This is a genomic window from Pseudomonas sp. SDO5215_S409, assembly GCF_054071325.1.
This window is the reverse complement of record NZ_JBSVWN010000013.1, coordinates 18,811-44,726: the sequence shown is the minus strand read 5'-3', so window position 1 is coordinate 44,726 and position 25,916 is coordinate 18,811. Positions and strand designations below refer to the sequence as shown.

General features: G+C 63.5%; 28 protein-coding genes and 1 pseudogene. 16 read left to right on the top strand and 13 right to left on the bottom strand.

Annotation, left to right across the window (positions count from 1 at the left end):
• The first annotated feature begins 17 nt into the window (after positions 1-17).
• From ACW9H9_RS09675 to ACW9H9_RS09645, 7 genes are all read left to right on the top strand, one after another.
• Complete coding sequence (locus ACW9H9_RS09675) at positions 18-785, top strand: LexA family transcriptional regulator (protein WP_457342930.1); 768 nt, start codon at positions 18-20, stop codon at positions 783-785.
• Between the two features lie 397 nt (positions 786-1,182).
• Complete coding sequence (locus tag ACW9H9_RS09670) at positions 1,183-1,509, top strand: helix-turn-helix domain-containing protein (protein ID WP_457342929.1); 327 nt, start codon at positions 1,183-1,185, stop codon at positions 1,507-1,509.
• A complete protein-coding gene (locus tag ACW9H9_RS09665) occupies positions 1,509-2,819 on the top strand; it encodes a HipA domain-containing protein (RefSeq protein WP_457342928.1) in 1,311 nt (436 codons plus the stop codon). The genes ACW9H9_RS09670 and ACW9H9_RS09665 overlap by 1 nt, the downstream gene beginning before the upstream one ends.
• Before the next feature lie 134 nt (positions 2,820-2,953).
• Positions 2,954-3,196 carry an exodeoxyribonuclease VII small subunit gene (locus ACW9H9_RS09660; protein WP_032861653.1) on the top strand — a complete coding sequence of 81 codons (243 nt, stop codon included), beginning with the start codon at positions 2,954-2,956 and terminating at the stop codon, positions 3,194-3,196.
• A complete protein-coding gene (locus tag ACW9H9_RS09655; RefSeq protein ID WP_457342927.1) occupies positions 3,193-4,080 on the top strand; it encodes a polyprenyl synthetase family protein in 888 nt (295 codons plus the stop codon). The genes ACW9H9_RS09660 and ACW9H9_RS09655 overlap by 4 nt, the downstream gene beginning before the upstream one ends.
• 111 nt (positions 4,081-4,191) lie before the next feature.
• On the top strand, positions 4,192-6,090 hold the full coding sequence (gene dxs, locus ACW9H9_RS09650; protein WP_457342926.1) for a 1-deoxy-D-xylulose-5-phosphate synthase: 1,899 nt from the start codon (positions 4,192-4,194) through the stop codon (positions 6,088-6,090).
• Between the two features lie 135 nt (positions 6,091-6,225).
• Positions 6,226-8,112 (top strand): TonB-dependent receptor domain-containing protein, encoded by a 1,887-nt coding sequence (locus ACW9H9_RS09645; protein WP_457342925.1) that lies wholly within the window; start codon positions 6,226-6,228, stop codon positions 8,110-8,112.
• Between the two features lie 21 nt (positions 8,113-8,133).
• Here ACW9H9_RS09645 and ACW9H9_RS09640 read toward each other — a convergent pair whose 3' ends face one another.
• The 10 genes from ACW9H9_RS09640 to nrdR all read right to left on the bottom strand — a co-directional run bounded on the left by ACW9H9_RS09640 (position 8,134) and on the right by nrdR (position 15,511).
• Complete coding sequence (locus ACW9H9_RS09640; RefSeq protein ID WP_457342924.1) at positions 8,134-8,919, bottom strand: cobalamin-binding protein; 786 nt, start codon at positions 8,917-8,919, stop codon at positions 8,134-8,136.
• Positions 8,919-9,338: an MFS transporter gene (locus ACW9H9_RS09635; RefSeq protein WP_457342923.1), complete on the bottom strand. Its 420-nt coding sequence runs from the start codon at positions 9,336-9,338 to the stop codon at positions 8,919-8,921. Before ACW9H9_RS09635 ends, ACW9H9_RS09640 begins: the two co-directional genes overlap by 1 nt.
• The gene (ribA, locus tag ACW9H9_RS09630; protein ID WP_457342922.1) at positions 9,335-9,952 is read right to left on the bottom strand and encodes a GTP cyclohydrolase II; all 618 of its coding nucleotides are present in this window, start codon (positions 9,950-9,952) and stop codon (positions 9,335-9,337) included. The genes ACW9H9_RS09635 and ribA overlap by 4 nt, the downstream gene beginning before the upstream one ends.
• Before the next feature lie 126 nt (positions 9,953-10,078).
• Positions 10,079-11,041 (bottom strand): thiamine-phosphate kinase, encoded by a 963-nt coding sequence (thiL, locus tag ACW9H9_RS09625; RefSeq protein ID WP_457342921.1) that lies wholly within the window; start codon positions 11,039-11,041, stop codon positions 10,079-10,081.
• Positions 11,042-11,044: 3 nt separating this feature from the next.
• Positions 11,045-11,545 (bottom strand): transcription antitermination factor NusB, encoded by a 501-nt coding sequence (nusB, locus tag ACW9H9_RS09620; RefSeq protein ID WP_457342920.1) that lies wholly within the window; start codon positions 11,543-11,545, stop codon positions 11,045-11,047.
• Complete coding sequence (gene ribH / locus ACW9H9_RS09615; protein WP_457342919.1) at positions 11,542-12,018, bottom strand: 6,7-dimethyl-8-ribityllumazine synthase; 477 nt, start codon at positions 12,016-12,018, stop codon at positions 11,542-11,544. Before ribH ends, nusB begins: the two co-directional genes overlap by 4 nt.
• Before the next feature lie 90 nt (positions 12,019-12,108).
• Positions 12,109-13,200, bottom strand: coding sequence for a bifunctional 3,4-dihydroxy-2-butanone-4-phosphate synthase/GTP cyclohydrolase II (ribBA, locus tag ACW9H9_RS09610; protein ID WP_457342918.1), 1,092 nt, complete (start codon positions 13,198-13,200; stop codon positions 12,109-12,111).
• A gap of 16 nt (positions 13,201-13,216) precedes the next feature.
• Positions 13,217-13,879, bottom strand: a complete 663-nt coding sequence (locus tag ACW9H9_RS09605; RefSeq protein WP_457342917.1) for a riboflavin synthase — start codon at positions 13,877-13,879, stop codon at positions 13,217-13,219.
• Positions 13,880-13,913: 34 nt separating this feature from the next.
• Positions 13,914-15,050 carry a bifunctional diaminohydroxyphosphoribosylaminopyrimidine deaminase/5-amino-6-(5-phosphoribosylamino)uracil reductase RibD gene (gene ribD / locus ACW9H9_RS09600; protein ID WP_457342916.1) on the bottom strand — a complete coding sequence of 379 codons (1,137 nt, stop codon included), beginning with the start codon at positions 15,048-15,050 and terminating at the stop codon, positions 13,914-13,916.
• Positions 15,047-15,511 (bottom strand): transcriptional regulator NrdR, encoded by a 465-nt coding sequence (gene nrdR / locus ACW9H9_RS09595; RefSeq protein WP_167659696.1) that lies wholly within the window; start codon positions 15,509-15,511, stop codon positions 15,047-15,049. Before nrdR ends, ribD begins: the two co-directional genes overlap by 4 nt.
• A 140-nt stretch (positions 15,512-15,651) precedes the next feature.
• On the opposite strand from nrdR, the gene ACW9H9_RS09590 reads away from it, so the two are divergent.
• The 4 genes and pseudogenes from ACW9H9_RS09590 (at position 15,652) to trxA (ending at position 18,248) form a co-directional block, all read left to right on the top strand.
• Entirely contained in the window at positions 15,652-16,107 is a 456-nt protein-coding gene (locus ACW9H9_RS09590) for a YbaY family lipoprotein (protein ID WP_457342915.1), read from the top strand.
• Positions 16,104-16,757: a class I SAM-dependent methyltransferase gene (locus tag ACW9H9_RS09585; RefSeq protein WP_457342914.1), complete on the top strand. Its 654-nt coding sequence runs from the start codon at positions 16,104-16,106 to the stop codon at positions 16,755-16,757. Before ACW9H9_RS09590 ends, ACW9H9_RS09585 begins: the two co-directional genes overlap by 4 nt.
• A 246-nt stretch (positions 16,758-17,003) precedes the next feature.
• Positions 17,004-17,192: pseudogene (locus ACW9H9_RS09580) on the top strand (Abi family protein); the annotation flags it as partial.
• A gap of 183 nt (positions 17,193-17,375) precedes the next feature.
• Positions 17,376-18,248 carry a thioredoxin gene (trxA, locus tag ACW9H9_RS09575; protein ID WP_457342913.1) on the top strand — a complete coding sequence of 291 codons (873 nt, stop codon included), beginning with the start codon at positions 17,376-17,378 and terminating at the stop codon, positions 18,246-18,248.
• Here trxA and ACW9H9_RS09570 read toward each other — a convergent pair.
• Positions 18,245-18,598, bottom strand: a complete 354-nt coding sequence (locus ACW9H9_RS09570) for a hypothetical protein (RefSeq protein WP_457342912.1) — start codon at positions 18,596-18,598, stop codon at positions 18,245-18,247. The two genes, trxA and ACW9H9_RS09570, sit on opposite strands and share 4 nt — an antisense overlap.
• A gap of 132 nt (positions 18,599-18,730) precedes the next feature.
• Between ACW9H9_RS09570 and ACW9H9_RS09565 the strand changes: the two genes are divergently transcribed.
• The 5 genes from ACW9H9_RS09565 to ACW9H9_RS09545 all read left to right on the top strand — a co-directional run bounded on the left by ACW9H9_RS09565 (position 18,731) and on the right by ACW9H9_RS09545 (position 22,658).
• Positions 18,731-19,348 carry a DUF2796 domain-containing protein gene (locus ACW9H9_RS09565; protein WP_457342911.1) on the top strand — a complete coding sequence of 206 codons (618 nt, stop codon included), beginning with the start codon at positions 18,731-18,733 and terminating at the stop codon, positions 19,346-19,348.
• Between the two features lie 4 nt (positions 19,349-19,352).
• Positions 19,353-20,063, top strand: a complete 711-nt coding sequence (locus tag ACW9H9_RS09560; protein ID WP_457342910.1) for an ABC transporter ATP-binding protein — start codon at positions 19,353-19,355, stop codon at positions 20,061-20,063.
• A gap of 1 nt (position 20,064) precedes the next feature.
• Positions 20,065-21,330, top strand: coding sequence for an ABC transporter permease (locus ACW9H9_RS09555; protein WP_457342909.1), 1,266 nt, complete (start codon positions 20,065-20,067; stop codon positions 21,328-21,330).
• An 11-nt stretch (positions 21,331-21,341) separates the two neighbouring features.
• Positions 21,342-21,863, top strand: coding sequence for a DUF3299 domain-containing protein (locus ACW9H9_RS09550; RefSeq protein ID WP_457342908.1), 522 nt, complete (start codon positions 21,342-21,344; stop codon positions 21,861-21,863).
• A gap of 96 nt (positions 21,864-21,959) precedes the next feature.
• Positions 21,960-22,658, top strand: coding sequence for an OmpW/AlkL family protein (locus tag ACW9H9_RS09545; protein ID WP_457342907.1), 699 nt, complete (start codon positions 21,960-21,962; stop codon positions 22,656-22,658).
• A 79-nt stretch (positions 22,659-22,737) separates the two neighbouring features.
• On the opposite strand, the gene ACW9H9_RS09540 is transcribed toward ACW9H9_RS09545, so the two are convergent.
• Positions 22,738-23,622, bottom strand: a complete 885-nt coding sequence (locus ACW9H9_RS09540) for a sugar nucleotide-binding protein (protein WP_457342906.1) — start codon at positions 23,620-23,622, stop codon at positions 22,738-22,740.
• Between the two features lie 117 nt (positions 23,623-23,739).
• Positions 23,740-25,818 (bottom strand): mechanosensitive ion channel family protein, encoded by a 2,079-nt coding sequence (locus tag ACW9H9_RS09535; RefSeq protein ID WP_457342905.1) that lies wholly within the window; start codon positions 25,816-25,818, stop codon positions 23,740-23,742.
• Positions 25,819-25,916: the final 98 nt, after the last annotated feature.

Here is a 25,916-nt window from a genome sequence, read left to right as displayed (position 1 = left end):
CAGTAAACTCAGCGTTTATGAATACATCAGGTGATCGCTTAAAAGCGCTATTAAGGGAAGTTCATCTTTCCGCTTCCGACTTCGCCAAGAACCGTGACGTCACGCCCCAACACGTGAACAACTGGTTCAAACGCGGCGTTCCCATGGGCCGTCTCGACGAGTTCGCCGAACTGCTGTGCGTCACCAGCCGCTGGCTGCGCACGGGCGAGGGCCCCAAACATCCACCCGCCAACTTCCAGCTGGAAGGCGCCAACACCAGCAACGTCTACCACATCGCCCAGGAACACGGCCGCTACCTGCCCACCCCCGTGCCGGAGCCAGAAAAACTCGACGTGGAGATCCCCCTCCACCCCCATTTCACCTCCACCGAACGCATCCGCCTCTCCCTGCAGGCGCTGCACACCATGAACGTCCACCCCGAGCGCGTCCTCGCCGCCTACATGGTCGGCAACAGCATGGCTGACATGATCCAGGACGGCAGCACCCTTGGCATCGACTGCGGCCGCAAACAAATCATCGACGGCGAAATCTACGCCCTCGAACACGACGGCATGTTGCGCATCAAATACCTCTACAACCGGCCCGGAGGCGGCCTGAGGATGCGCAGCCACCACAACACCGAACACCCGGACGAATTCTTGACCTACGAACAACGCTACGAACAGAACTTCCAGGTATTGGGCTGGGTGTTCTGGTGGTCCACCCTCAACAACCGCCGCCCACCCGTACCCGTGGATGAGCATTTATTAGGCTTTGAAGGCTCTAAATCGGATCCCGAGCTGTGAAACTGAAGCGAATGTGGGTATCATCGCCAGCACCTTTGGCAGGGGATGGCGCGATGCCAGTCACCCTGCCCGGCACAACGGAGGAGTTCCCGTTGATGCCCTATTAGTCAGCCAGCTGCGAGCCTGGCTGAGCGATTTGAAGGCTGGTGAGGTTTACCAAAAATAAGTTGAACCAGTCCCCGAGAAGCCGGCCACAAGCCGGCTTTTTAATGCCTTATTTAAAAATCCTCACAACCGTAAGGTTTTCTCAAAAAACCTATCCCTCTCCCCCAAAATCCTCACAACCATGAGGTTTCCCCCAAAAACCACCCCCAAAAAACAAAATCCTCACGATCGTGCAGTTTTTTGCTATTTTTAACCCTCAGCGGAAAAATCCCCACGCTCATGAGGTTAAATCATGAAAATCGACATCAACCTCCCCGATCAACTCGGCGTCCTCATACGCGCCAGCCGCAAAGCCATGAACATTCGCCAGGACGACGCTGCGGGGCTCATTGGTGTCTCTGAAAATTTCATGGGCAAAGTGGAGAGCGGTGCGGAGTCGGTGCAATGGGGCAAGTTGTTCCAAGTGATGCAGGGCCTGGGGCTGTCGATCTCGATCGAGGTGCCTGAGTCGTTCGCGGACGATATTCAAAAAGTGCTCGCAGACTCGCTCGACAAAAAACTCGCCAAACAAAAGACGTCCCGTTCGGCCTCCCCCCTCCACCCCGGTAAGGTGCGCTAATGGAGCGATCACTCAACGTCTGGATCAACCAGATCTGTGTAGGCACGTTGCGCGAAAGCAATGGTTTGTGGGCTTTTGCCTATAGCCAGGCGTGGCTGGCCGATCCGTTGGCGCACCCTTTGTGCACCTCGCTTGAATTACAGCCCGAAGAGCATCTGGACGGTGCGACGAAGCGGCCGGTGCAGTGGTATTTCGACAATTTGCTGCCCGAAGAAGGGCAGCGGTCGTTGATCGCCAAGTCTGCCGGGGCGGCTATAGAGGATGCATTTGCCCTGTTACAGCACTTTGGTGCGGAGTCGGCGGGTTCTCTCACGCTGCTGCCACCCGGCCAAGTGCCTGGCCCCGGGAGCCAGCAGCCGTTGCCCGATGCAGAGCTGTCGAGGCGCATTTTGGCGATGCCGACTATTGCGCTGGCCGAACAGGCACAAAAGAAAATGTCCCTGGCCGGGGCTCAGCACAAGATGGCCGTTATCTATCGGGACGGCCAGTTGTTCGAACCCATTGGCAGCGAGCCTTCCACGCACATACTCAAGCCCGACCATCCGGGCGAGGCCTGGGCGCACTCGGTGATCAACGAGTGGTTTGTGATGACACTGGCCAAGCGGGTGGGACTGCCGGTGCCAGCCGTGCACCGTCTATACGTGCCGCAACCGGTTTATCTGATTGAGCGATTCGACCGCAAAGAAGCCCAGGAGGGATGGCAGCGTCTTCACTGCATTGACGCCTGCCAGTTGGATGATCTGTCCAGAGCGTTCAAATACAGTGCCGGCAGCGTTGAACGCATTGCCGACCTCGCCCAGCGGTGCCGCCCCCCGGTCATCGCCAGGCTTGAGCTGTTCAAGTGGCTGATCTTCAACACACTAGTGGGTAACGAAGACGCCCACTTGAAAAACCTCAGCTTCTTTGTATCCGCCAAAAACGTGCACCTGGCGCCCTTCTACGACTTGCTCAGCACCGCGGTGTACGGCACGCGGGCGTACGACCGGGATCAGTGGCGCGACCACGCGACCCTGGCATGGCCGATCAACGGCGTCCAGCACCTGAAACACATCACCACCGAGCTCTTGATCAGCGCCGGTGAAACGATGGGGATCAAGCCCACAACGGCCCGACAAACCATCAGCAGGCTGGTCGAGAGCGTGCGCACAGAGACGCCCAAGTTGATGCAAGAGGTGATGCAAGAGAACGCAGCCCTGCTGAAAAACACGCCCGCACTCGCCGCCACGTTAGCGGGTGAAGCGCGTTTGTTGCGCTGCGTCGATGCCATCGTCATCAGCGAGATGACTGCGCAGGTTGCCCGCGGCTTGTAACGCCACGCCGTGGCGCGGTTGCACAACGCGTTGTCAGGTCAGCCCAAGCGGCGCCGGACAGCGCCCCCTCATTTGCCCCCATCCCCCATGTCTGCTAGTGTCGCGCCGGTTTACCGTCTACCGGAATTGCCGCCATGGCCCGCAAAAAAGTTGCACTCGATTTCGAACAATCCCTCGCCGACCTGCAAACCCTGGTCGAGCGCCTGGAGAACGGCGAGTTGTCGCTGGAAGACTCGTTGACAGCGTTTGAGCAAGGCATCGGCCTGACCCGTGACTGCCAGAGCGCACTGGCGCAGGCAGAGCAAAAGGTGCAGGTGCTGCTGGAGCGTGACGGGGAATTGGCCGAAGAACCTTTCGACGCGGAACAGCCTCAATGATCGACGCTTACCAAACCAGCAGCCAGGCCCGGGTCAATGCGGCCTTGGCGCCGTTGCTGGTGGCGCCCAACCCCGAGTTGAACCGCCTGTATGACGCCATGCGCTACAGCGTGATGAACGGCGGCAAACGTGTACGCCCGCTGCTCGCGTATGCCGCGTGCGAAGCGCTGGGTGTTGCACCGCACGAAGCCAACGGCGCGGCCTGCGCAGTGGAATTGATTCACGCCTATTCCCTGGTGCACGATGATTTGCCGGCCATGGACGACGATGACCTGCGCCGCGGCCAGCCCACTACCCACAAAGCGTTCGACGAAGCCTTCGCGATTCTCGCCGGTGACGGCTTGCAAAGCCTGGCGTTCAGCGCCCTGCTGGACCCGCGCCTGAGCAGCGTCAACGCCGAGATCCGCTTGCGCATGGTTGCCACCCTGGCCACGGCGGCCGGCCCGGTCGGCATGGTGGGCGGGCAGGCAATCGACATGGGCTCGGTCAGCCTCAAGCTCGATCAGCAGGCCCTGGAAAACATGCACCGCCACAAGACCGGTGCGCTGATCGAAGCCGCCGTGCAGCTCGGCGCCCTGGCCAGCGGCCGCGCCGACGCCGCGCAACTGGCAGCCTTGCAGACCTACTCGCGGGCCATTGGCCTGGCGTTCCAGGTGCAGGACGACATCCTCGACGTAGAAAGCGACACCGCCACCCTGGGCAAACGCCAGGGCGCCGATATCGCACGGGACAAACCGACGTATCCTGCGCTGCTGGGGCTTGAAGCCGCCAAGGCCTACGCCCTGGAATTACGCGACCTGGCCCTGGACGCCCTGCGACCTTTCGACGCGGCCGCCGAGCCATTGCGTGACCTGGCGCGGTATATCGTCGAACGCCGTCACTGAGAGCACGGGCAGTTGCCACCGCATATCGGCCAAGTTCGGCGCTCTGCGTGGGCAGTTTGCGATGCTTGAGGTAAACTTGCCGCCTTTCCTATACCTATAACGATTCGCCTGATGCCCACGACGTTCCAAGAGATTCCCCGCAAACGCCCGGACACGCCCCTGCTGGACCGTGCGAACACGCCGGCCGGCCTGCGCCGCCTGGGTGAAGCCGAGCTGGAAACCCTGGCCGATGAGTTGCGCCTCGAGTTGCTCTATTCGGTCGGCCAGACCGGCGGGCACTTCGGCGCCGGGCTGGGCGTGATCGAGCTGACCATCGCCCTGCATTACGTGTTCGACACCCCGGACGACCGGCTGGTGTGGGACGTGGGCCATCAGGCGTACCCGCACAAGATCCTCACCGGTCGCCGCGAGCGCATGGGCACCCTGCGCCAAAAGGACGGCCTGAGCGCCTTCCCGCGCCGTGCCGAGAGCGAGTACGACACCTTTGGCGTCGGCCACTCCAGCACCTCGATCAGCGCAGCTCTGGGCATGGCGATTGCCGCCCGCCTGCAACACAGCGATCGCAAGGCGATTGCCGTGATCGGTGACGGCGCGCTGACCGCCGGCATGGCTTTCGAGGCGCTCAACCACGCGCCGGAAGTCGATGCCAACATGCTGGTGATCCTCAACGACAACGACATGTCGATCTCGCGCAATGTCGGCGGGCTGTCCAACTACCTGGCCAAAATCCTCTCCAGCCGCACTTACGCCAGCATGCGTGAAGGCAGCAAAAAGGTGCTGTCGCGTCTGCCCGGCGCGTGGGAAATTGCCCGCCGCACCGAAGAATACGCCAAGGGCATGCTCGTCCCCGGCACCCTCTTTGAAGAGCTGGGCTGGAACTACATCGGCCCTATCGACGGTCACGACCTGCCGACCCTGATCGCCACGCTGCGCAACATGCGTGACCTCAAGGGCCCGCAGTTCCTGCACATTGTCACCAAAAAAGGCAAAGGCTTCGCTCCGGCGGAAGTCGACCCGATCGGCTACCACGCCATCACCAAGCTCGAGCCTGTGGACGCCCCGGCCGCGGCGCCGAAAAAAGCCGGTGGGCCCAAGTATTCCAGCGTGTTCGGCGAATGGCTGTGCGACATGGCCGCCGCCGACCCGCGCCTGGTAGGCATCACCCCGGCGATGAAAGAAGGCTCCGACCTGGTGGCTTTCAGCGAGCGTTTCCCGCTGCGCTATTTCGACGTGGCCATCGCCGAGCAACACGCCGTGACCTTCGCGGCCGGCATGGCCTGCGAGGGCGCCAAGCCCGTGGTGGCGATCTACTCCACCTTCTTGCAGCGCGGCTATGACCAACTGGTGCATGACGTCGCACTGCAAAACCTCGACGTGCTGTTTGCCATTGACCGCGCGGGCCTGGTGGGCGAAGACGGCCCGACCCACGCGGGCAGTTTTGATTTGTCGTTCCTGCGCTGCATCCCCGGCATGCTGGTGATGACCCCGAGCGACGAGAACGAGCTGCGCAAAATGCTCAGCACCGGCCACCTGTACAACGGCCCCGCCGCCGTGCGCTACCCGCGCGGCACCGGGCCGAATGCGCCGATCGAAAAAGACCTTGCGCCCCTCGAGATCGGCAAAGGCATCGTGCGTCGCCACGGCAGCCAGGTCGCCTTGCTGGTGTTTGGCGTGCAACTGGCCGAAGCCATGAAAGTCGCCGAGAAAATCGACGCAACCGTGGTCGACATGCGCTTCGTCAAACCGCTGGATGAAGCCCTGGTGCGCGAGATTGCCAACCGCCACACGCTGCTGGTAACCGTCGAAGAAAACGCCATCATGGGCGGCGCGGGCGCGGCCGTGAGCGAGTTCCTGGCCCAGGCCAACCTGCTCAAGTCGGTCTTGCACCTGGGCTTGCCGGACGTGTACGTGGAGCACGCCAAACCGGCGCAAATGCTCGCCGAATGCGGGCTGGATGAAGCCGGGATCGAAGCGTCGGTTCGCCAGCGCATGGCGCTGCTGGGCCTGTAAAACACACGCTAAACCCTGTGGGAGCGGGCTTGCCCGCGATAACGGTCCACCCGTCGTAACGACTGGCACCCGGCTATCGCAGGCACGCCCCTCCCACAGTGCTTTTGTGTCGCTTGTGAAGGCTATGGAGAGCTTATGAAGCACATGCGTATTGCCTGGCCCCTGCTGTTGCTGCCCGCCACCGACCTGCTCGCCAGCAACCTGGACCAGGCCCTTAAACTGCCTGACGTGGTCATCAGCACCAACCGCGAAGCCCAGTCGCGTAACGACAGCAGCACGGCCAACACCGTGTTCACCCGCGACGACATCGAGCGCCTGCAACCCACCAGCGTGGCCGACCTGCTCAACCGCGTCCCCGGTGTGCAAGTGGCACAAAGCGGTGGCCGGGGCAGTGTCACCGGTATTTACGTGCGCGGCACCAGCACCTCGCAAAGCCTGGTGCTGGTGGACGGCCAGCGCATCAGCAGCGCCAGCAGCGGCACCAGCAACCTGCAATACCTGAACGTGCAGCAGATCGAACGCGTCGAAGTGCTGCGCGGCTCGCGCTCGGTGATCTACGGCAGCGATGCCATCGGCGGGGTGATCCAGATTTTCACCCGGCGCAACACCGAACCCGGTCTTCAGCCGGTGGTGCATCTGGGCGTGGGCAGCCGCCACACCTGGGAGCGCAGCGTCGGCCTGTCGGGCGGCGACGGGCAAACCCGCTTCAGCCTCGGCGCAAGCCTGGACGACAGCAGCGGAATCAACCGCACTCATGCCTCGTTTCCCAGCGACAAGGACCACGACGCCTATCGCAACCAGGCCCTCAGTTTCAGCCTCAACCATGCCTTCAACGACGCCGTCGAAGCGGGCGTAAACGTGCTGGATAACCGCGGTAAAAGCGCGTTCGACAACCCCTTTGGCCGCTACGACAGCCACTTCCAGGTCTTCCAGCAAAAGCCCTACACCGACTTCACCGTCAGCAGTGTGAGCAGTTATGTCGACGCGCGCGTCAACGACACCTGGAAAACCCGCCTGGAACTGGGCCACAGCGAAAACCGCGAAAAGACCCTGGACAAGCTCAGCGACGAGCGCAGTGTGTTCAACACCTACCGGGACTCGGTGAACTGGCAGAACGACCTGACCCTCAACGCGCAGAACAGCCTGATCCTGGGGGTCGATGGGTATGAAGACCGACTGGGCGCCAGCACACCCTTTGCGCAAGACAGCCGCTGGAACCGCGCCGCGTTTATCCAGCACCGCTTTGGCGGTGAGCGCTTTTCCTCCGAACTGGGCCTGCGCCGCGACCAGAACCAGCAGTTCGGCGGCCGCAACAGTTGGAGCGGCACCTTCACCCTGCCACTCAACCCGGACAACGACGTGCTGCTGAGTTACAGCGAAGGTTTTCGCGCGCCGACCTTCAACGACCTGTACTACCCCAATGATTTCGGCTTTATCAACAGCAACCCGGACCTGAAACCCGAAACCTCGAAAAGCTACGAAGTGCAATGGCGCAGCCAGCTCAGTGACACCCGCCGCCTGGAAGCCTCGCTGTACCGCACCGACATTCGCGATGCGATCGTGTTCGCCAGCGACGGCCCGCAAAACGTTGCCCAAGCTCGCATCACAGGCTTCGAGGCGGCGCTCAAGCAGGAACTGTTCGGCTGGCAAAGCAGCCTGGGCGTGGCCCTGATCGACCCGCGTGACCGCGACAGCGGGCACACCCTGGCCCGTCGTGCCCGGCGCACCCTGAGCCTGGACCTGGACCGTCAGTTCGGCCCATTCGGTGTCGGCGCCAGCTGGCAAGCCGTCGGCAGCAGTTATGACGACCCTCAAAACCAGCAACGGCTGGGCGGTTACGGGCTGGTGGGCGTACGCGGCCGCTGGGCGATCAACCGCGCGTTCGCGCTGGACATGAAAGTGGACAACCTGCTGGACAAACCCTACAGCCGGGCGCTGTACCCGTATGAAGGCCGCCAGTATGGCTATCGCGAAGAAGGCCGTAGCCTGATGCTCGGCGTCACCTGGACGCCACAACGCTGACACGAGTGGCGCCAGGCCTGTTCAGCGGTCTGGCGACATCACCTGACACAACTTGGCCACCGCCTCGACCATCTGCCCGCTGGGCCGCTCCAGGCCTTTATCGGGCACTTGCAACACGTGCCCTTGCGCCACCGGCCAGGCCTTCCACTCATCCAGTTGCTGCGGGTCGCCTGCCAGAATCACCTGGGGATCACGCTGCAGCACCGCTTCGATACTCACCTGCGGGGCGGGCAACGTGAGGTCATCAAACACATTGCGAGCGCCGCACACACTCAGCGCATCGCTGATGATCTGCCCTCCGCCGACGGTGTACAGCGGGTGGTTCCACACCTGATAAAACACGCGCAACGGCACATCGCGGTGGTAGCGGCGGCGCAACTCAGCCAGCCGCTGGCGCAAATGCGCGGCCAATTGCCGGCCCGCTTCGGCGCGGCCCAGCTGCCCGGCGAGGGTTTCGATTTGCGCGGTGAGTTGCTCAAGGCTGTGGGGCTCGGAGACAGCCATCGGGATGTTCAGCCGCTCCAATTGCGCACGCTGCGCCGGGCCCACACTGCCGGGCCAAAGCAGGATCAGGTCAGGCTTGAGGCTGAGCAAACGCTCCATGTCCAACTGCCCATAGCGCCCCACCGACGGCACGCTTGCCAGCGCGGCCGGGCGCTCACCGCCGTCCAGCACGCCCACCAGCACCTCGGCGGCGCCCAGTTCAAGCACGATTTCCGACAGAGAAGGCGCCAGGCTGACCACCCGCTCCACCGCCACCGCCGGGGCGCCAAACAGCAGCAAGCACACCGCCAACCAGGCGCGCATCAACCCAACTGGCGCGGAATGCGGTAGAGGTAAAACAGCACCAGCGTGGACAACGCCAGCAAACACAGCGGCACCGCTTCCAGCCCCACAAACACGGCCAGCGCGCCGATCCAGGCGGGTACTGCGGCGACGATCAGCGCCATGCGCCGACGGGCCGCCAGGGTGATCCAGGCAGCCGGTTCTTCGGCGGTATCGAGGGCTTTTGCGGTGGCGATCAACGCATGTTTATAGCCATGAAAATAACGCAGGCTCAGAAACATCGAGGCCACACCGGCGATAAACAGCGGCATGGCCAGCACCGGCAGCAAAGCCGTGGCCTTGCCAAACACCAGGTTAAGCACAAACAACGGCAACAGGGCCAAGGCCAGGTACTGCCACCAGTTGAAAGACAGGCGGCGCTTGACCTGGCCGCGCGTCACGCCCGGTCGACCTCGCCCTGATGCTCGTTGCCCATCATGTGGTCGAGCTTGCTGGCCTTGGTGGCCAGGTAAAGCTTGTTGTGCGGGTTGTGGCCGGTGTGCAGCGGCACGCGCTCGGCGACGGTGATGCTCATGTCCGTCAAGGCTTTGACCTTGCGCGGGTTGTTGGTCATCAGGCGCAGCGACGTGACGCCCAGGTGCTCCAGCATCGGCAGGCACATGGCGTAGTTGCGCTGGTCGGCGGCAAAGCCCAGGCGCTCGTTGGCCTCGACCGTGTCGGCGCCGCCGTCTTGCAGCTCGTAGGCGCGGACCTTGTTCAGCAGGCCAATGCCACGGCCTTCCTGACGCAAGTACAGCAGCACGCCACGGCCTTCACGGGCGATGGCCTGCAACGCCGCTTCCAGTTGCGAACCGCAGTCGCAGCGCTGGCTGAACAGCGCGTCGCCGGTCAGGCATTCGGAGTGCAGGCGACCCAACACCGGGGCACCGTCGGCGATATCGCCAAGGCTCAACACGACATGTTCACGGCCGGTGGCTTCTTCAAGAAAGCCATGCATGGTGAACGTGGCAAAAGGGGTAGGCAGCTTGCAGGCAGCAACGAAAACGACGGGCACCATGTGCTCCTGATATCAAATTTTCACAGGGAATTTATTGTAACAGCACGTTCCTAAAGACGCTTAAGCTGAATTATCGTTGATAAAGATCAAAAGGTTCGATTGGCCTTCCAGCGGGCTCTGTGCCTACACGCCAGAAAAGTGCTGATAGCCCCGAATAGCCGGGGTGATGTCCTGCCCGGCAGCGTCCAGCAGGGTGACGCCCTGCCCCTGCTCCACCCGGCCGATCACCTGCACCGGCCAGCCTGCGGCCAGCAACGGCGCCAGTTCGGCGGGCGGCAAGGTGAACGCCAAAACGTAGTCATCCCCCCCGCTCAACGCCGCCTGCTGCGCACCGGCCTCGCCAGCAAACGCCCGTAAGGGCGCCGACAACGGCAGCCTGGCCAGCTCGACCAGCAAGCGCACCGCCGACGCGTTGGCGATATGCCCGCAATCGGCCAGAAGGCCGTCGGAAATATCCAGCGCCGCCGTGGCCTTGCCCCTTAGCGCCACGCCCAACGCCAGTTGCGGTTGCGGCGACCAGTAATGCGCCAGCAGCGGCTCGGCAAGGGCGGCCTCGGCGCTGCGCTGGCCCAGCACCAATGGCAAGGCGCCCGCCGCGTTGCCCAACTCACCGCCCACGCACAACCAGTCGCCCGGTTGCGCGCCGCGGCGGGTCAAGGCCTGGCCTGCGGGCACGCGGCCAAACACGGTCATCGTCAGGCTCAACGGGCCACGGGTAGTGTCGCCGCCCACCAGGCCCACGCCGCAAGCCTGCGCCATCCGGTTCAAACCCTGGGCATAGCGCTGCAACCAATCGGCATCGACCGTCGGGGTGGTGAGGGCTAGGGTAAAGGCAAGGGGCTGGGCGCCCATGGCCGCCAGGTCACTGACGGCCACGGCCAGCGAGCGCTGGCCGAGCAAAAACGGGTCGCAGGGGTCGGCAAAGTGCACGCCGGCCACCAGGGTATCGGTGGAAACGGCCAACTGCTCCCCGGGGGGAACGGCCAGCAAGGCGCAGTCATCGCCGATCCCCAGCGCAATGCCCTCGCCGCCCTGCGCACAGGGCGCGGCGGCGAAGTACGTGCGGATCAGCTCAAACTCGCCCATCCGTCAGCGCTTGTACGCTTTGACTTCCGCTTCACGCAGACGCGGTGCCAGCTTGTCGAGCACGCCGTTGACGAACTTGTGACCGTCGGTCGAACCGTAGACTTTCGCCAGTTCGATGCCTTCGTTGATCACCACGCGGTACGGCACATCGACACGCTTGAGCAGCTCCCAGGTAGACAAGCGCAACACCGCCAGTTCAACCGGGTCCAGCTCTTCGAGCGTCAGGTCCAGGCAGGGGGTCAGTGCAGCGTCGATCTCGGCCAGGTTGGCGTGAACGCCGTGCAGCAGGTCGTGGAAATAGGTGATGTCGGCGGTGCTGAAGTCATTGTCGACGCGAAACTGCGCTTCGATTTCGTTCAGCGACGCGCCCGCCATGTGGCGCTGGTACAGCGCCTGGGTCGCCAGTTGACGGGCCGCACGGCGCTTCTCGTTCTTGGAAGGCTTGCCAGCATCGGCCGGGCGTGGGTCGCGCGGGTTGAAACGATCGCTTTCGTCGCTAATCACTTGGCCTCCAACTGCGACAGCAGGCTAACCATTTCCAGGGCAGACAGTGCAGCTTCAGCGCCTTTGTTACCGGCCTTGGTGCCGGAACGCTCGATGGCTTGCTCGATGGAATCTACGGTCAGCACGCCAAACGATACCGGCACGCCGAACTCCATGGACACCTGGGCCAGGCCCTTGGTGCATTCGCCAGCCACGTATTCGAAGTGCGGGGTGCCGCCACGAATGACCGCGCCCAGGGCGATGATCGCGGCGTACTCGCCTTGTTGGGCCACTTTCTGCGCAACCAGCGGGATTTCGAAGGCGCCCGGCGCGCGGATCAGGGTGATGTCGCTCTCGCTCACACCGTGGCGAACCAGGGCGTCCACGGCACCGCTTACCAGGCTTTCAACCACGAAGCTGTTGAAGCGGCCAACCACCAGGGCGTAGCGGCCTTTGGGGGCAATGAAGGTACCTTCGATGGTCTTCAGGGTCATTCGATAAATCTCTTAAAGAGCCGGGACGCGTCACGTACGCGTCCCTTGGTGATATTTGAACCGCGAACAAGAAGGCAAAACCGCCTGCCTTTATTCGGAGGGCACGTATTCTACAACTTCCAGGTCGAATCCGGATATCGCATTAAATTTCATCGGCGCACTCATCAGGCGCATTTTGCGCACGCCCAGGTCCCGAAGAATCTGCGAGCCAGCACCGACGATGCTGTAGGTGGTGGCTTGTTTGACCGGCACCTTGTCAGCCGTTTCGCGAATGTGTGCCAGCAACACGTCGCCATCCAGCGGGTGGCCGAGTAGCAACACCACCCCGCTGCCCGCCTCGGACACCGCCGCCATGGCGGCCCGCAGGCTCCAGCGGCCCGGTTGCTTGACGTGCAACAGGTCGCGCAGCGGGTCCATGTTGTGCACGCGCACCAGGGTCGGTTCTTCAGCGCAGATGGTGCCCAGCGTCAGGGCCATGTGCACGTCGCCTTCCACCGAGTCGCGGTAGGTGACCAGGTTGAAATGCCCCAGCTCGCTGTCCAGCGGCTGCTCGGCAATCCGCTGAACGGTACGTTCGTGGATCATCCGGTAGTGAATCAGGTCGGCAATCGTGCCGATCTTGATGCCGTGCTCGGCGGCAAACGCTTCCAGCTCAGGGCGGCGGGCCATGGTGCCGTCGTCGTTCATCACTTCGCAGATCACCCCGCTCGGCTCGAAACCGGCCATGCGCGCCAGGTCGCAGGCCGCTTCGGTGTGGCCTGCGCGGGCCAGGGTGCCGCCCGGTTGGGCCATCAGCGGGAAGATATGGCCAGGGCTGACGATGTCTTCGGCCTTGGCGTCTTTGGCGGCGGCGGCCTGCACGGTGCGGGCGCGGTCGGCAGCGGAGATCCCGGTGGTCACCCCGGTGGTGGCTTCGATGGACACGGTGAACTTGGTGCCAAAGCCCGAGCCATTGCGCGGTGCCATCAGCGGCAGCTTGAGCAGTTCGCAGCGCTCGCGGGTCATCGGCATGCAGATCAAACCACGGGCGTGCTTGGCCATGAAGTTGATGTGCTCGGCCTGGCAGAGCTCGGCGGCCATGATGATGTCGCCTTCGTTCTCGCGGTCTTCGTCATCCATCAGGATGACCATCTTGCCTTGGCGGATGTCTTCTACCAGTTCTTCGATGCTGTTGAGCGCCACGCGGCACCCCCTTCGGTCAGGATTTCAGGTAGCCGTTAGCGGCCAGAAAGCTTTCAGTGATGTTACCGGCCATAGGCTCTGCGGCCTTTTCGCCCAGCAACAGACGCTCCAGGTAACGGGCCAGCAAGTCCACTTCCAGGTTGACCCGGCGGCCCGGCTGGTAAGCGGCCATGATGGTTTCGCTGAGGGTGTGGGGGATAATGGTCAGCTCGAATTCAGCGCCGTTGACGGCGTTCACAGTGAGGCTGGTGCCGTCGACGGTGACCGAGCCTTTATGGGCGATGTACTTGGCCAGCTCTTTGGGCGCGCGAATGCGAAACGCCACGGCACGCGCGTTTTCGCTGCGCGCAACCACTTCGCCCACGCCGTCGACATGGCCGCTGACCAGGTGGCCGCCCAGGCGGGTGGTCGGTGTCAGGGCTTTTTCCAGGTTGACGGGGCTGCCGGGCGCCAGATCGTTCATCGCGGTGCAGTCCAGGGTTTCCCGGCTGACATCGGCGGCAAAGCCATTGCCGGGCAATTCGATGACGGTCAGGCACACGCCGCTGACGGCGATGCTGTCACCCAGCTTGACGTCGGTGAGGTCCAACTTGCCGGTTTCAACCAGCACGCGCACGTCGCCGCCTTTGGGGGTCAGGGCACGGATGGTGCCGATGGATTCAATAATGCCGGTAAACATGGAGTCCTCCTGGAGGCTTGGCGCAGGCCGGGAATTATACGCCCGATGCTGGCAGAGGAATGGCAGTGACTCGCCAGTCGTCGCCTACAGCGCGCATTTCAGTGATCTTGAGGTGGGGGGCATCGGCCAGTTTCTCAAGCGGCCAGTCCAACAACGGCCGTGCGGCAGAGCCCAGGAACTTGCCCGCGACGAAAATCACGTATTCGTCCACCAGGCCCTGCTGGGCAAACGCCCCGGCCAGGCTCGGGCCGGCTTCCACCAGCACTTCGTTGACGCCACGGGCGGCCAGTGCCACCAGCGCGGCGCGCAGGTCGACCTGGCCTTCGGCGCCCGGCACCACCAGGCACTCGGGGCCGTTGGGGTACTGGTTTTGCGGGGTCACGCACGTGATGACCATGGCCGGGCCAGCCTTGAAGAACGGCGCGTCCAGCGGCACTCGCAGGCGACCATCGATCAGCACGCGCAGCGGCGGGCGTGACATGGCCAGCGCGGTGGTGGCGTCATCCAGCCCCAGCTCGCCAGCGCGCACGGTCAGGCGCGCGCCATCGGCCAGCACCGTGTCGGCGCCGGTCAGCACCACACTGGCCTGGGCGCGCAGGCGCTGGACGGCGGCGCGGGCAGCTGGGCCGGTGATCCATTGGCTTTCGCCATTGGCCATTGCGGTGCGACCGTCCAGGCTCATCGCCAGCTTGACCCGCACAAACGGCAGGCCGTGTTCCATGCGCTTGAGAAAGCCCGGGTTGAGTGCCCGCGACTCTTGCTCCAGCAACCCGCTGTACACCTCGATGCCCGCCTGGGCCAAGCGCTGCATGCCGCGCCCGGCCACTTCCGGGTTGGGGTCCTGCATGGCCGCCACCACCCGCGCCACGCCCGCGTTCACCAGCGCGTCGGCGCACGGCGGGGTGCGGCCATGATGGCTGCACGGCTCAAGGGTGACGTAGACCGTCGCGCCGCGTGCCTTGTCGCCCGCCGCGCGCAACGCGTGGGGTTCGGCATGCGGCTCACCGGCACGCACGTGCCAGCCCTCGCCCACAATCTGCCCGTCACGCACGATCACGCAGCCGACACGCGGGTTGGGATGGGTGGTGTACAGACCCCGGCGCGCCAGTTCTAAGGCTCGCGCCATGTAATGGGCATCGATGACAGCTTGTTCAGCAGAAGGTGGGTTCATTGTTTGACCGGCTCTCGGGCCAGGCGGTCGATCTCTTCGCGGAACTCGTTGAGGTCCTGGAAGCGTCGATACACCGAGGCGAAACGGATATAGGCAACTTCGTCGAGTTTTTGCAGCTCGCCCATCACCAGCTCTCCCACGACCAGCGACTTGACCTCGCGCTCGCCGGTCGCTCGCAACTTGTGCTTGATGTGCACCAGCGCCGCTTCCAGGCGCTCGACACTCACCGGGCGCTTTTCCAGGGCCCGCTGCATACCGGCGCGCAGTTTGTCTTCGTCGAAGGGCTGGCGGCTGCCGTCGGACTTGATCAGGCGCGGCAACACCAGTTCGGCGGTTTCAAAGGTGGTGAAACGTTCACCGCAGGCCAGGCATTCACGCCGGCGACGAACTTGATCGCCCTCGGCAACGAGGCGCGAGTCGATGACTTTGGTGTCATTGGCACCGCAGAAGGGACAGTGCATGGTGGCAGGCAACAAAAAATTGGGAGGGCCATGGTAGCGCATCCCCGTGGCAAGACAAGCCATAGCCTTTACGGTATACAGGCTGGCTATTATGTTTCATATTTTTAAGCCACGGATTTTGCGTTTTTCTGGAGCCGTACATGTCATTACGACCGTTTGTTTTGCTTGCCTTGTTCAGTGTCCTGGTCGCCTGCAGCAGCCAAGCCCCCAAACCGGCCGCCCCTCAACCGACGCCCCAGCAAGAAAAAAAGCTCCCTGGCATTGAAGAGCCGGGCCCCCTGCCCGCGTATCAGCGTGAATTGAGCGGCACCTTGAACGGCGTGCCCGCCCGCGCCGAAGTCGAACTGGCGCTGCTGGTGATCGACGAGCGCGGCCGCCCGCAACAACTGCTCGCCAACAGCGTGCTGACCGGCAACGACAAACCCATCGCCTTCCGCCTGCGCTTCAACCCCGACGCCTTCCCCGCCGGGGCCCGCGTGGAACTGCGTGGCCGCGCCAGCCAGTCCGGCCAGTTGATCCTGCACCTGCCGCCGGTGCGCATCTTCCAAGCCACCACCCAGACCACCGGCCCCCTGCAACTCGTCCCGGCGCCATGACACCCCCGCTGCACCTGCAACGGGCGTTGAGCGAACTGATCGGCGACGCCCAGCTCACGCCCTGCCCGCTGCCAGGCACCGACCTGTCGTTGTGGCTGCTGGACGCCAGCAACATGGACCGCGCCTTCAGCCAGGAAGAAACCCGACGCATCCTGCACGAGCCGCCGTACTGGTGCTTTTGCTGGGCCAGCGGCCTGGCAATGGCGCGCTACCTGGCCGCCCACCCCGAATGGGTGGCCGGCAAACGCGTGCTGGATTTTGGCGCAGGCTCAGGCATCGCCGCGATCGCCGCCGCCAAGGCCGGGGCACGTGAAGTCATCGCCTGCGACCTGGACCCACTGGCCCTGGCCGCCTGCCGCGCGAATGCGCAACTCAACGACGTGACGCTCGGCTACTCGGCCGACTTCTTCGCCGAGGCCGACCGGTTCGACCTGATCCTGGTCGCCGACGTGCTCTACGACCGAGCCAACCTGCCGCTGCTGGATCAATTCCTCAGCCGGGGGCGAGAAGCGCTGGTGGCGGATTCCCGCGTGCGCGACTTCCAGCACCCGGCTTATCAACGGCTGGGGATACTCGACGCATTGACGTTGCCGGACCTGGCGGAGCCTTGGGAGTTTCGCAAGGTGAGCTTGTACCATTCGCAGCGATAACGCCCTGTAACAGATGAGCGATGACGAGGCCTGTCCGAGCGTGGAAAATGCCGCCCTCCACCCGCCGCCAGGATCCGCGAACGGTATGCCAACCACGTTAATAACGCCCGTCGCCCTTTAGCCAAACACCTTGCAAAAGCCTGATCGACTGCCTAGTCTTGGCGGCAATACACCCGCCATGCCTCTGGTCGCGTCAGTGATCAAGCACAAATCGTGCGGGTTTTTTATGCCTGGTACTTTTTGGGCATGAGAACCTTCATCAAGCCTGCCATTGACGTTCCCGCGCAAATCGAACTGCTCAAGTGCCGAGGCTTGATCATTCGGGACGAGGCGCGTGCGCAGCGTTTTCTCGAGTCTGTCAGCTTTTTTCGCTTAAGCCCCTACATGCGGCCGTTTCAAAGGCCGGACGACCCCGAACATCATTTTCGTGACGGTATTGGGTTTCAGCCAGGTAAATCCGCAGACACGCTGGGGCGAACGCCTGCATCGGTTGCTTGACGCGTTTCCCGAAGTCAGCCCAAGCGCGATGGGTTTTCCTCAAGACTGGTATCAAGACCCTTTCTGGTACTCCCACCAACCCTTATAGTTGCCCCCATCCCCGCTTTCTTCGAGATACCCATGAGTCAGCCCAGCCCGTTTATCTTCGATGTCACCACCGCCACGTTCGATCAGGCTGTTATTGAAAACTCCTTTCACACCCCCGTCCTGGTGGACTTCTGGGCCGAGTGGTGCGCGCCGTGCAAGGCGTTGATGCCGTTGCTGGCGCAGATTGCCGAGAGTTATCAGGGGGCGTTGTTGCTGGCCAAGGTCGATTGTGAAGCCGAGCAGGACATCGTTGCGCGCTTTGGTATTCGCAGCCTGCCGACCGTGGTGCTGTTCAAGGACGGCCAGCCGGTGGACGGGTTTGCCGGGGCGCAGCCGGAGTCGGCGGTGCGGGCAATGCTGGAGCCGCATGTGCAAATGCCGCCGCCTGCCGCCGCCGACCCGCTGGAGCACGCCCAGGCGTTGTTTGCCGAAGGCCGCATTACCGACGCCGAGGCGGTGTTGGTGGCGCTGCTGGGGGAAGACAATACCCACGCCGGCGCGTTGATCCTGTACGCACGTTGCCTAGCCGAGCGCGGTGAGTTGGACGAAGCGCAAACCGTGCTCGACGCGGTCAAGAGCGACGAACACAAAGCCGCGCTCGCCGGGGCCAAGGCGCAGATCACCTTTTTGCGCCAGGCCGCCAACCTGCCCGACGCGGCCGACCTAAAGGCCCGCCTGGCGCAAAACCCGCAGGACGACGAAGCGGTGTATCAACTGGCCGTGCAACAACTGGCGCGCCAGCAATACGAAGCCGCGCTGGACGGTTTGCTCAAGCTGTTTGTGCGCAACCGCAGCTACAGCGAAGGCCTGGCCCACAAGACCTTGCTGCAGGTGTTCGACCTGCTGGGCAACGATCACCCGCTGGTCACCACCTACCGCCGCAAGCTGTTTGCCGCGCTGTACTAAACGCTTTCGACCCACCGGTACAGCGGCGTATCCCCGCCGCTGCTCACCTGCACCCGGGCGCTGTGGCGCAGGCGCACCAACAGGCGCTTGGCCGCCGCAGCGCTGCCAGCCAGGCCTTCCAGTTGATCGAGCAACTCAAGCCCGTTGAGCTGGCCTGCCTTGCGCAGCAAGTCTTGGGCGGACTGCCACACGGTGTCGTCCGAATTGACCGGCGCCGGGGCCACCACCGACGCCTGGGCCGGGGCCTTACCCGCCTGTAACTGTGCGCCCAACTGCGCCCAATCGCTTTCGTCCAGCTCAATGGTCAAGTCCACCGGCAGGTCGCCGACGGTTCCACGAATCCGCAACATGGTCCTTTCTCCTGCTTTTTTCTGACGCGCATGCTCCCACGCGCCTTGCGCTGCGCCAAGCAGGCGGTCAAACTCTCGGCAAAATTGTTATAAGATCACATAACAAATTATTCATCTTCCGGGAGTTCACTCATGCGCCGTCTCTTGCTCGCCCTGCCGTTTGCCCTGTTACCGCTGGCTATCGCCCAGGCGGCCGATGACCATGACCACGCGCATGAACACGAGCACGGCAGCCTCGGCGCGCACGAGCATGGCGTAGGCCGCCTCAACGCCGTGCTCGACGGCCAGGCGCTGGAGCTGGAATTGGACAGCCCGGCGATGAACCTGGTGGGCTTTGAACACCTGGCCACCACCGCAGACGACAAGGCCAAGGTCGCCGCCGCGCGCAAACAGCTGGAACAGCCGCTGGTGCTGTTCAGCCTGCCCAAAGCCGCGGGCTGCGTGGTCAGCACCCAGGAGTTGAACAGCCCGCTGTTCGGCGACAAACCCGAGGCCGATCACGACGACGACGATGACGACCACGCCACCGACGGCAAAGGCGCGGCCGCCCACGAGCATCATCACGACCACAGCGAAATCCACGCCCACTACCAGTTCACCTGCGCCACGCCGACCGCGCTGACCAACCTGGACCTGACCCAGGTGTTCAAGACCTTTCCCGCCACCCAGAAAATCCAGGTGCAGCTCATTGGCCCAAGCGGCCAGCAGGGGGTTGAAGCCACGGCCGCGGCCGCCAGCCTGAAGTTCTGAGGCCATGACCCAAGCACTGATCGAACTGGCCGACCTGGGCTTCAACTGGCCCGGTCACCCCACGTTGCTGGACATCCCCGCGTTCCGCCTGGAGCCGGGTGAAACCCTGTTCCTCAAAGGCCCCAGCGGCAGTGGCAAAACCACCCTGCTGGGGCTGCTCGGCGGCGTGCAAAAGCCCACTCGCGGCAGCATCCGCCTGCTGGGCCAGGCGCTCACCGAGCTGTCGGCCGGTGCCCGCGACCGTTTTCGCGTGGACCACACCGGCTACATCTTCCAGCAGTTCAACCTGCTGCCGTTTCTCTCGGTGCGCGAAAACGTCGAGTTGCCCTGCCACTTTTCAAAACTGCGCGCACAGCGGGCGATCCAGCGTCACGGCAGCATCGACCAGGCCGCGGCGAGCTTGCTCGCCCACCTGGGCTTGAGCGATGCGGGCCTGCTGCAACGGCGCGCCGACTCGCTGTCCATCGGCCAACAACAACGCGTCGCCGCCGCCCGGGCATTGATCGGCCAGCCGGAGCTGGTGATTGCCGACGAACCCACCTCGGCACTGGACCACGACGCGCGGGAAGCCTTCCTGCAGTTGCTGTTCGCCGAATGCCGCGACGCGGGCGCCAGCCTGTTGTTTGTCAGCCACGACCAGAGCCTCGCGCCGCTGTTCGACCGCCACCTGTCGCTGGCCGAGCTCAATCGCGCCGCCACGATCATCGAGGTCTGAGATGTACCTGTTTCGTCTAGCCCTGGCCAGCCTGGCTAACCGCCGCTTTACGGCGATCCTCACCGCCTTCGCCATCGCCCTGTCGGTGTGCCTGTTGCTGGCGGTGGAGCGGGTGCGCACCGAAGCGCGCGCCAGTTTTGCCAGCACCATCAGCGGCACCGACCTGATCGTGGGCGCCCGCTCAGGCTCGGTGAATTTGCTGCTGTATTCGGTGTTTCGCATCGGCAACGCCACCAACAATATTCGCTGGGACAGCTTTGAGCACTTCGCCGCCAACCCGCAGGTGAAATGGGCCATCCCGATTTCCTTGGGCGACTCGCACCGCGGTTACCGCGTCATGGGCACCAACCAGGCCTATTTCGAGCACTACCAATACGGGCGCAAACAGAACCTGCAACTGGCCAGCGGCCGCGCCTTCGCCACCGACCCGTTCGAGGTGGTGCTGGGCGCCGAAGTGGCCGACGCGCTGCATTACAGCCTCGGCGACAAACTGGTGCTGGCCCACGGCGTGGCAGTGGTCAGCCTGGTCAAGCACGATGACAAACCCTTCACCGTGGTCGGCATCTTGAAACGCACCGGCACCCCGGTGGACCGCACGTTGCACATCAGCCTGGGCGGCATGGAAGCCATCCATATCGACTGGCACAACGGCGTGCCCGCCCAGGGCAAAGGCCGCATCAGCGCCGACCAGGCGCGCAACATGGACCTCACGCCGCAAGCCATCACCGCGTTCATGCTGGGCCTGAACAACAAGATTTCGACCTTTGCGCTGCAACGCGAGATCAACGATTTTCGCGGCGAGCCCATGCTGGCGATCCTGCCGGGCGTGGCGCTGCAAGAGCTGTGGAGCATGATGGGCACCGCCGAAAAAGCGCTGTTCGTGATTTCGTTGTTCGTGGTGCTGACCGGCCTGATCGGCATGCTCACGGCCATCCTCACCAGCCTCAATGAGCGGCGCCGCGAAATGGCGATACTGCGCTCGGTAGGCGCCCGCCCCTGGCACATCGCGAGCCTGCTGATCTTCGAGGCCTTCGCCCTGGCGCTGTCGGGCGTGGTCGCAGGCGTGGGCCTGCTGTATGTGTGCATCGCGGCCTCACGTGGGTATCTGCAAGCCAATTACGGCCTGGACCTGCCGCTGTCGTGGCCCAGTGCATATGAATGGACCCTGTTGGCCGGTATCCTGGCGGCGGCCCTGTTGATGGGCACCGTGCCCGCCTGGCGCGCCTATCGGCAGTCGTTGGCCGATGGGTTGTCCATCCGTTTATGAGAGAGATCCCGATGCGTCGCATCTTGTTTGCGCTGTTGTTGCTGGTGGCCGTTCCCGCCTGGGCCGATGAGCAGCCCAAGGATTTGTCCTGGCAGGAAATGATCCCGCCGGATGCGCCGCCCGAGATCCCCAACATGAAGCCGCTGCACGACTTATCGAACATGGCCGACGCGATGTCGGTGGAGTCGGCGCCTGCGGCCAAGCAGGAGTTGCCCAACGCGCCCGTGGTGCAGAGCCTGGACGGCCAGCACATCAGGCTGCCGGGTTACATCGTGCCGCTGGAAGTCAGCGAAGAGGGGCGCACCACCGAGTTCTTGCTGGTGCCCTACTTCGGCGCGTGCATCCATGTGCCGCCCCCGCCGTCGAACCAGATCGTGCATGTAAAAAGCGAAGTCGGCGTGAAACTAGACGAGCTGTATCAGCCCTACTGGATCGAAGGTTCGCTGCAGGTCAAGTCGTCCACCAGCGAACTGGCGGATGCGGGCTACCAGATGGATGCCGAGAAGATTTACGTGTACGAACTGCCAGACTGACGCCTCATCGCCCTTTCATTGAGCTGAGTCAAAAGGTCGGACGCCGCGATCTTTACCATGGGACGTATCCCTTTCTTACGTCCTTTTGGAGCTCCCATGAACACCTCTCTGCTAGGCGCCGCCCTCGTCACCCTCGCCCTCGCCGTCCCGCTGGCACACGCTCACGAAGCGGGCGATATTCTGGTGCGCGCCGGGGCCATCACCGTCAACCCGAAGGCCGACAGCGGCCACGTCAAGGTTGACCAGGGCCCACTGGCGGGCACCAATCTGGGCGGCAAGGCGACCATGAGCAGCGACACCCAGTTGGGCCTGAACGTGGCCTACATGCTCACCCCCCACGTGGGCATCGAACTGCTGGCGGCCACGCCGTTCGAGCACGACGTGAAAATCAAAAACACCGCCCTGGGCGCCGCCAACGGCAAGCTCGGCACCCTCAAACACCTGCCGCCGACCCTAAGCGTCGTGTACTACCCGCTGGACAGCAAATCGGCGTTCCAACCCTATGTGGGCGCGGGCCTGAACTACACCTGGATCTACGACGAACACGTGGGCAGCCGCGCCCAAGGCGCAGGCTTCAGCAATTTCAAGGCAGAGAACTCGTGGGGCTGGTCGGCACAGATCGGCGCGGACTACATGATCAACGATAAATGGATGATCAACGGCCAAATCCGCTACATCGACATCAGCACCCGAGCCACCGTGGACAACAACGCACTGGCGGCGGGCACACGCGCCAAGGTCAATGTGGACGTGGACCCGATGGTCTACATGGTGGGGATCGGCTACAAGTTCTGAGTACGCCGCGATCCAGGGGCGGGAGAAGCCCTCCCACCCTTGAGGCATTCACCGATCAAAGCGCCGTGAGCGCGCGGTTTCAGCCCCGCCGATAAAACCGGTCCAACAACCCCGGCAACCCCGCCCGCCACGCCCGTGGCTTGATACCAAACGTATGCAGGATTTTCTTGCAGGCCAGCACCGCATGCTGCGGCTCATCACTGGCATCCGGCCGCGCCGCGTGTGCCTGGGCGGTCGGGGACTCGAGCGCCAGCGCATGATAGTGACGCGCCTCGGTCAAAATCGCCTGCCCCAACGCCAACGGCGTGGTCGCCTCCTGCCCCGCGTAGTGGTAGGTGCCCCACAACGGCGCCGCACAATCGAGCTGCTTGAGCACCGAGATAATCACCCGGGCCGCATCGTCCACCGGGGTCGGGTTACCGCGCCGGTCATCGGCCAGCAGCAACTCGTCAGGCTTCTCGGCCCGCGCCAGGAAACGCCCCAAGGCCCCCTCGACGCTGTCGTCCAGCAACCAGCCAAACCGCAACAGCACATGCTGCGGGCAGATCGCCCGCACGCTTTGCTCGATGCGCCACAGCGCCTGGCCACGCAGGCCCAGGGGCACCGGCTCGTCTTTTTCGCTGTAGGCGGTGGCGCGCGAACCGTCGAACACCCGGTAGCTGGACGGCTGCACCAGCGTGATGCCGTGGTGTTGGCACAATTGGGCCAGGCGTTCGACGGCGAATTCCTGCGCGGCCAGGCGCGGTTCGCTGACGGCCTCCGACTGGAACCAGTCAAAGTAATAGGCGAGGTTGATCAAGGCATCGGGACGGGTGTCGTCGAGCAATTGGGTAAGGCTCGCGGCATCCCAGCCGTCCTGGGGCGGTTTGGGGGCGAGGAAGCCGATGTCTTCCTCTGCCCCGAGGCGAATCAGCGCCTGCCCGAGGGCATTCCCGCCGCCCAGTAACATAAGGCGCATTCGCATAGATTGAGCAGGCCCGGTCTGTTGGAACGATGGTGGTTATCGGCAGGCCGCCTGGCCTGTCGCTGGCAAGAGCCAGAATCGTTGCATTTTGCGGGTTTGTTGCGCAACCGTCACGGATTAACTCTCAGCGGGCCCCGCCTGCGCCGGTTCAAGGGCCGGGGCCCGTTGCGGCGCGATCACCTGCTGTGGATAAGTTTGCGCGAAATGCACCGACGCATGGTTATCCACATGCTTTTTGAGGCGCTGGTTGAAGGCCCGGCTCACCGCGTATTGGCCACCGGACACCGTGCGGAACTGCGCCGTCAGCACCACGCCGTTGAGGTCCATCTTGTCCACCCCGAAAATTTCCAGCGGCCCTTGCAGGTTGTACTTGAGAAACACGTCATCGCGGATCGACTGGCCCGTCTCGCGGATCAGCTCCACGGCCTCGTCCACGTCGGTGTCGTAAGTGAACTGCACCGAGAAAAACGCATAGGCGAACTGGCGTGACTGGTTGGTCACCGCCTTGATCTGCCCGAACGGCACCGAATGCACGAACCCCTTGCCATCGCGCAGGCGCAGGGTGCGGATGGTCAGGCCCTCCACCGTACCGGCGTGGCCCGAGTCGAGCACCACCCAGTCGCCCACCGACAGCGTGTCTTCAATGATGATGAACAAGCCGGTGATCACGTCCTGCACCAACTGCTGGGAGCCAAAACCGATCGCCAGGCCCACCACCCCGGCACCGGCCAACAAGGGCGCCACGTTGATCCCAAGGTTGGCCATGGTGGTGATGGTGCAGATCACCACCAGCACAATCTTCACCGCATTGCGCAGCAACGGCAGGATGGTCTTGACCCGCGTGCTCGGCTGGCGGCTGGAGCGTTTGTTGACCGGCGGTTTCAAGGCCTCCTGGATCGCCGTGTCGAGCACCACCCACACCAGCCACGTGACCAACAGGATCAGGCCGATGCTGCTCAACGAGTCGCTGATGGCCCGGCCCACCGAGTTGCGCTGGGCGAATTCAAACAGCGACACGCCCCAGATCCGCCCCAGCACTTCGATAAAGACCACCGCCATGGTGATGCGCAAGAGGGCGTGCAACAGGCTGAGAAAGCGCTCCTTGTAGGCGCTGCTGCGCTGGATCGCCACGGTGCTGCGCGACTTGAACAGGTGTTGCAGCACGGTGCTCAGAAACACCGTGCCGATCAGCAAGATGGTGGTAAACAGCGCACACCGCAGGGCCTTCTGGCTGTCGTCTCCGGCGCCAATTAAATTGATCGCCGACACCAGCACCATCAACAGGATGGGCCAGTACCACAGGCCCGAAAAAATCCGCAGCGACTGCTGCACCGCCGGGTGCTTGAGGCGCTGGGCCAATGGCCGGTTACGAATCAAGTGGGCCACTGGGCGCCGCAGGCGCAGCACCAGCAGGCCGAAGATCACTGAGGCAAACAGCCCGGTGAATACCGCCACGCTGCTGGTGATATTGCCGCCCAGTTGGCGGGCGATCTGCGGGCTGGTCAGCGCATCGCTCAAGGCGGCCAGAAAGCCAATCAGGAACAGCGGCTTGGGGCAGTAGCGCCGAATGATCTGCACCGCCGTGCGCTTGTGGCCCACGTTGAACATGACAATCACGCACAGCAACACCGAGGTGGAAAAAATGCCGCTGCTGGTGGCATAGGCAAAACACAGCGCCAGCGCACGCCCGACCGAGGTGGGCAGCAGATGGCTGACCGACAGCGTCAGCGGCAGGCAGATCAAGGCGGGCACCGTGTAGGGGATCACGTAGCCCAGCACCGCCAGCAGGCGTTCACGCGGCTGGAACCAACGGCGCTGGCTCAAGCGTCGGACAACAAACCGGCCCAACAGCGTCAATACGGCAAAGGCGCCGATCCACACCGCCGACAACAGCACAAAGTCCCCGGCCACGCGCCAGGGCGAACGGGTGGACGGCTGGTTGACCAGTTTGCCCACCTCATTGGCCGCCCGGTCGGCCCGCAGGCGCCAGGCATCGATCAGGTTGTCGTTGAGGTCGAGCTTGTCCTGCACATCGCTGATGCTCGAGCTGATGGCCCCGAGCAAGCCGCCTTCCACCAGCAGTTCCGGCTTGGCCGGCGCCTCGGGTTCGGCCGCCGTGTCCGTTGCCGCGGCCTGGACGCCACTGGCGCCACACACTAAGGCCGCAATCAGCCATGCAGTTCTGAGATTCAACACGTCACCGGGCTCCTTCAGAAGGGTCTGTAAGGAACTGACGGATTTGAGGCCAGCAAGTTCGGTTGGATGTGCGAGCGCCGTCTGTAAGCGGGCGGAAA

Bases quoted from the DNA above. Each gene is read 5' to 3' on its own strand.
- ACW9H9_RS09675 (WP_457342930.1), top strand. From the start codon at position 18: ATGAATACATCAGGTGATCGCTTAAAAGCGCTATTAAGGGAAGTTCAT.
- ACW9H9_RS09670 (WP_457342929.1), top strand. From the start codon at position 1,183: ATGAAAATCGACATCAACCTCCCCGATCAACTCGGCGTCCTCATACGC.
- ACW9H9_RS09665 (WP_457342928.1), top strand. From the start codon at position 1,509: ATGGAGCGATCACTCAACGTCTGGATCAACCAGATCTGTGTAGGCACG.
- ACW9H9_RS09660 (WP_032861653.1), top strand. From the start codon at position 2,954: ATGGCCCGCAAAAAAGTTGCACTCGATTTCGAACAATCCCTCGCCGAC.
- ACW9H9_RS09655 (WP_457342927.1), top strand. From the start codon at position 3,193: ATGATCGACGCTTACCAAACCAGCAGCCAGGCCCGGGTCAATGCGGCC.
- dxs (WP_457342926.1), top strand. From the start codon at position 4,192: ATGCCCACGACGTTCCAAGAGATTCCCCGCAAACGCCCGGACACGCCC.
- ACW9H9_RS09645 (WP_457342925.1), top strand. From the start codon at position 6,226: ATGAAGCACATGCGTATTGCCTGGCCCCTGCTGTTGCTGCCCGCCACC.
- ACW9H9_RS09640 (WP_457342924.1), bottom strand. From the start codon at position 8,919: ATGCGCGCCTGGTTGGCGGTGTGCTTGCTGCTGTTTGGCGCCCCGGCG.
- thiL (WP_457342921.1), bottom strand. From the start codon at position 11,041: ATGGGCGAGTTTGAGCTGATCCGCACGTACTTCGCCGCCGCGCCCTGT.
- ribH (WP_457342919.1), bottom strand. From the start codon at position 12,018: ATGACCCTGAAGACCATCGAAGGTACCTTCATTGCCCCCAAAGGCCGC.
- ACW9H9_RS09605 (WP_457342917.1), bottom strand. From the start codon at position 13,879: ATGTTTACCGGCATTATTGAATCCATCGGCACCATCCGTGCCCTGACC.
- ribD (WP_457342916.1), bottom strand. From the start codon at position 15,050: ATGAACCCACCTTCTGCTGAACAAGCTGTCATCGATGCCCATTACATG.
- nrdR (WP_167659696.1), bottom strand. From the start codon at position 15,511: ATGCACTGTCCCTTCTGCGGTGCCAATGACACCAAAGTCATCGACTCG.
- ACW9H9_RS09590 (WP_457342915.1), top strand. From the start codon at position 15,652: ATGTCATTACGACCGTTTGTTTTGCTTGCCTTGTTCAGTGTCCTGGTC.
- ACW9H9_RS09585 (WP_457342914.1), top strand. From the start codon at position 16,104: ATGACACCCCCGCTGCACCTGCAACGGGCGTTGAGCGAACTGATCGGC.
- trxA (WP_457342913.1), top strand. From the start codon at position 17,376: ATGAGTCAGCCCAGCCCGTTTATCTTCGATGTCACCACCGCCACGTTC.
- ACW9H9_RS09570 (WP_457342912.1), bottom strand. From the start codon at position 18,598: ATGTTGCGGATTCGTGGAACCGTCGGCGACCTGCCGGTGGACTTGACC.
- ACW9H9_RS09565 (WP_457342911.1), top strand. From the start codon at position 18,731: ATGCGCCGTCTCTTGCTCGCCCTGCCGTTTGCCCTGTTACCGCTGGCT.
- ACW9H9_RS09560 (WP_457342910.1), top strand. From the start codon at position 19,353: ATGACCCAAGCACTGATCGAACTGGCCGACCTGGGCTTCAACTGGCCC.
- ACW9H9_RS09555 (WP_457342909.1), top strand. From the start codon at position 20,065: ATGTACCTGTTTCGTCTAGCCCTGGCCAGCCTGGCTAACCGCCGCTTT.
- ACW9H9_RS09550 (WP_457342908.1), top strand. From the start codon at position 21,342: ATGCGTCGCATCTTGTTTGCGCTGTTGTTGCTGGTGGCCGTTCCCGCC.
- ACW9H9_RS09545 (WP_457342907.1), top strand. From the start codon at position 21,960: ATGAACACCTCTCTGCTAGGCGCCGCCCTCGTCACCCTCGCCCTCGCC.
- ACW9H9_RS09540 (WP_457342906.1), bottom strand. From the start codon at position 23,622: ATGCGAATGCGCCTTATGTTACTGGGCGGCGGGAATGCCCTCGGGCAG.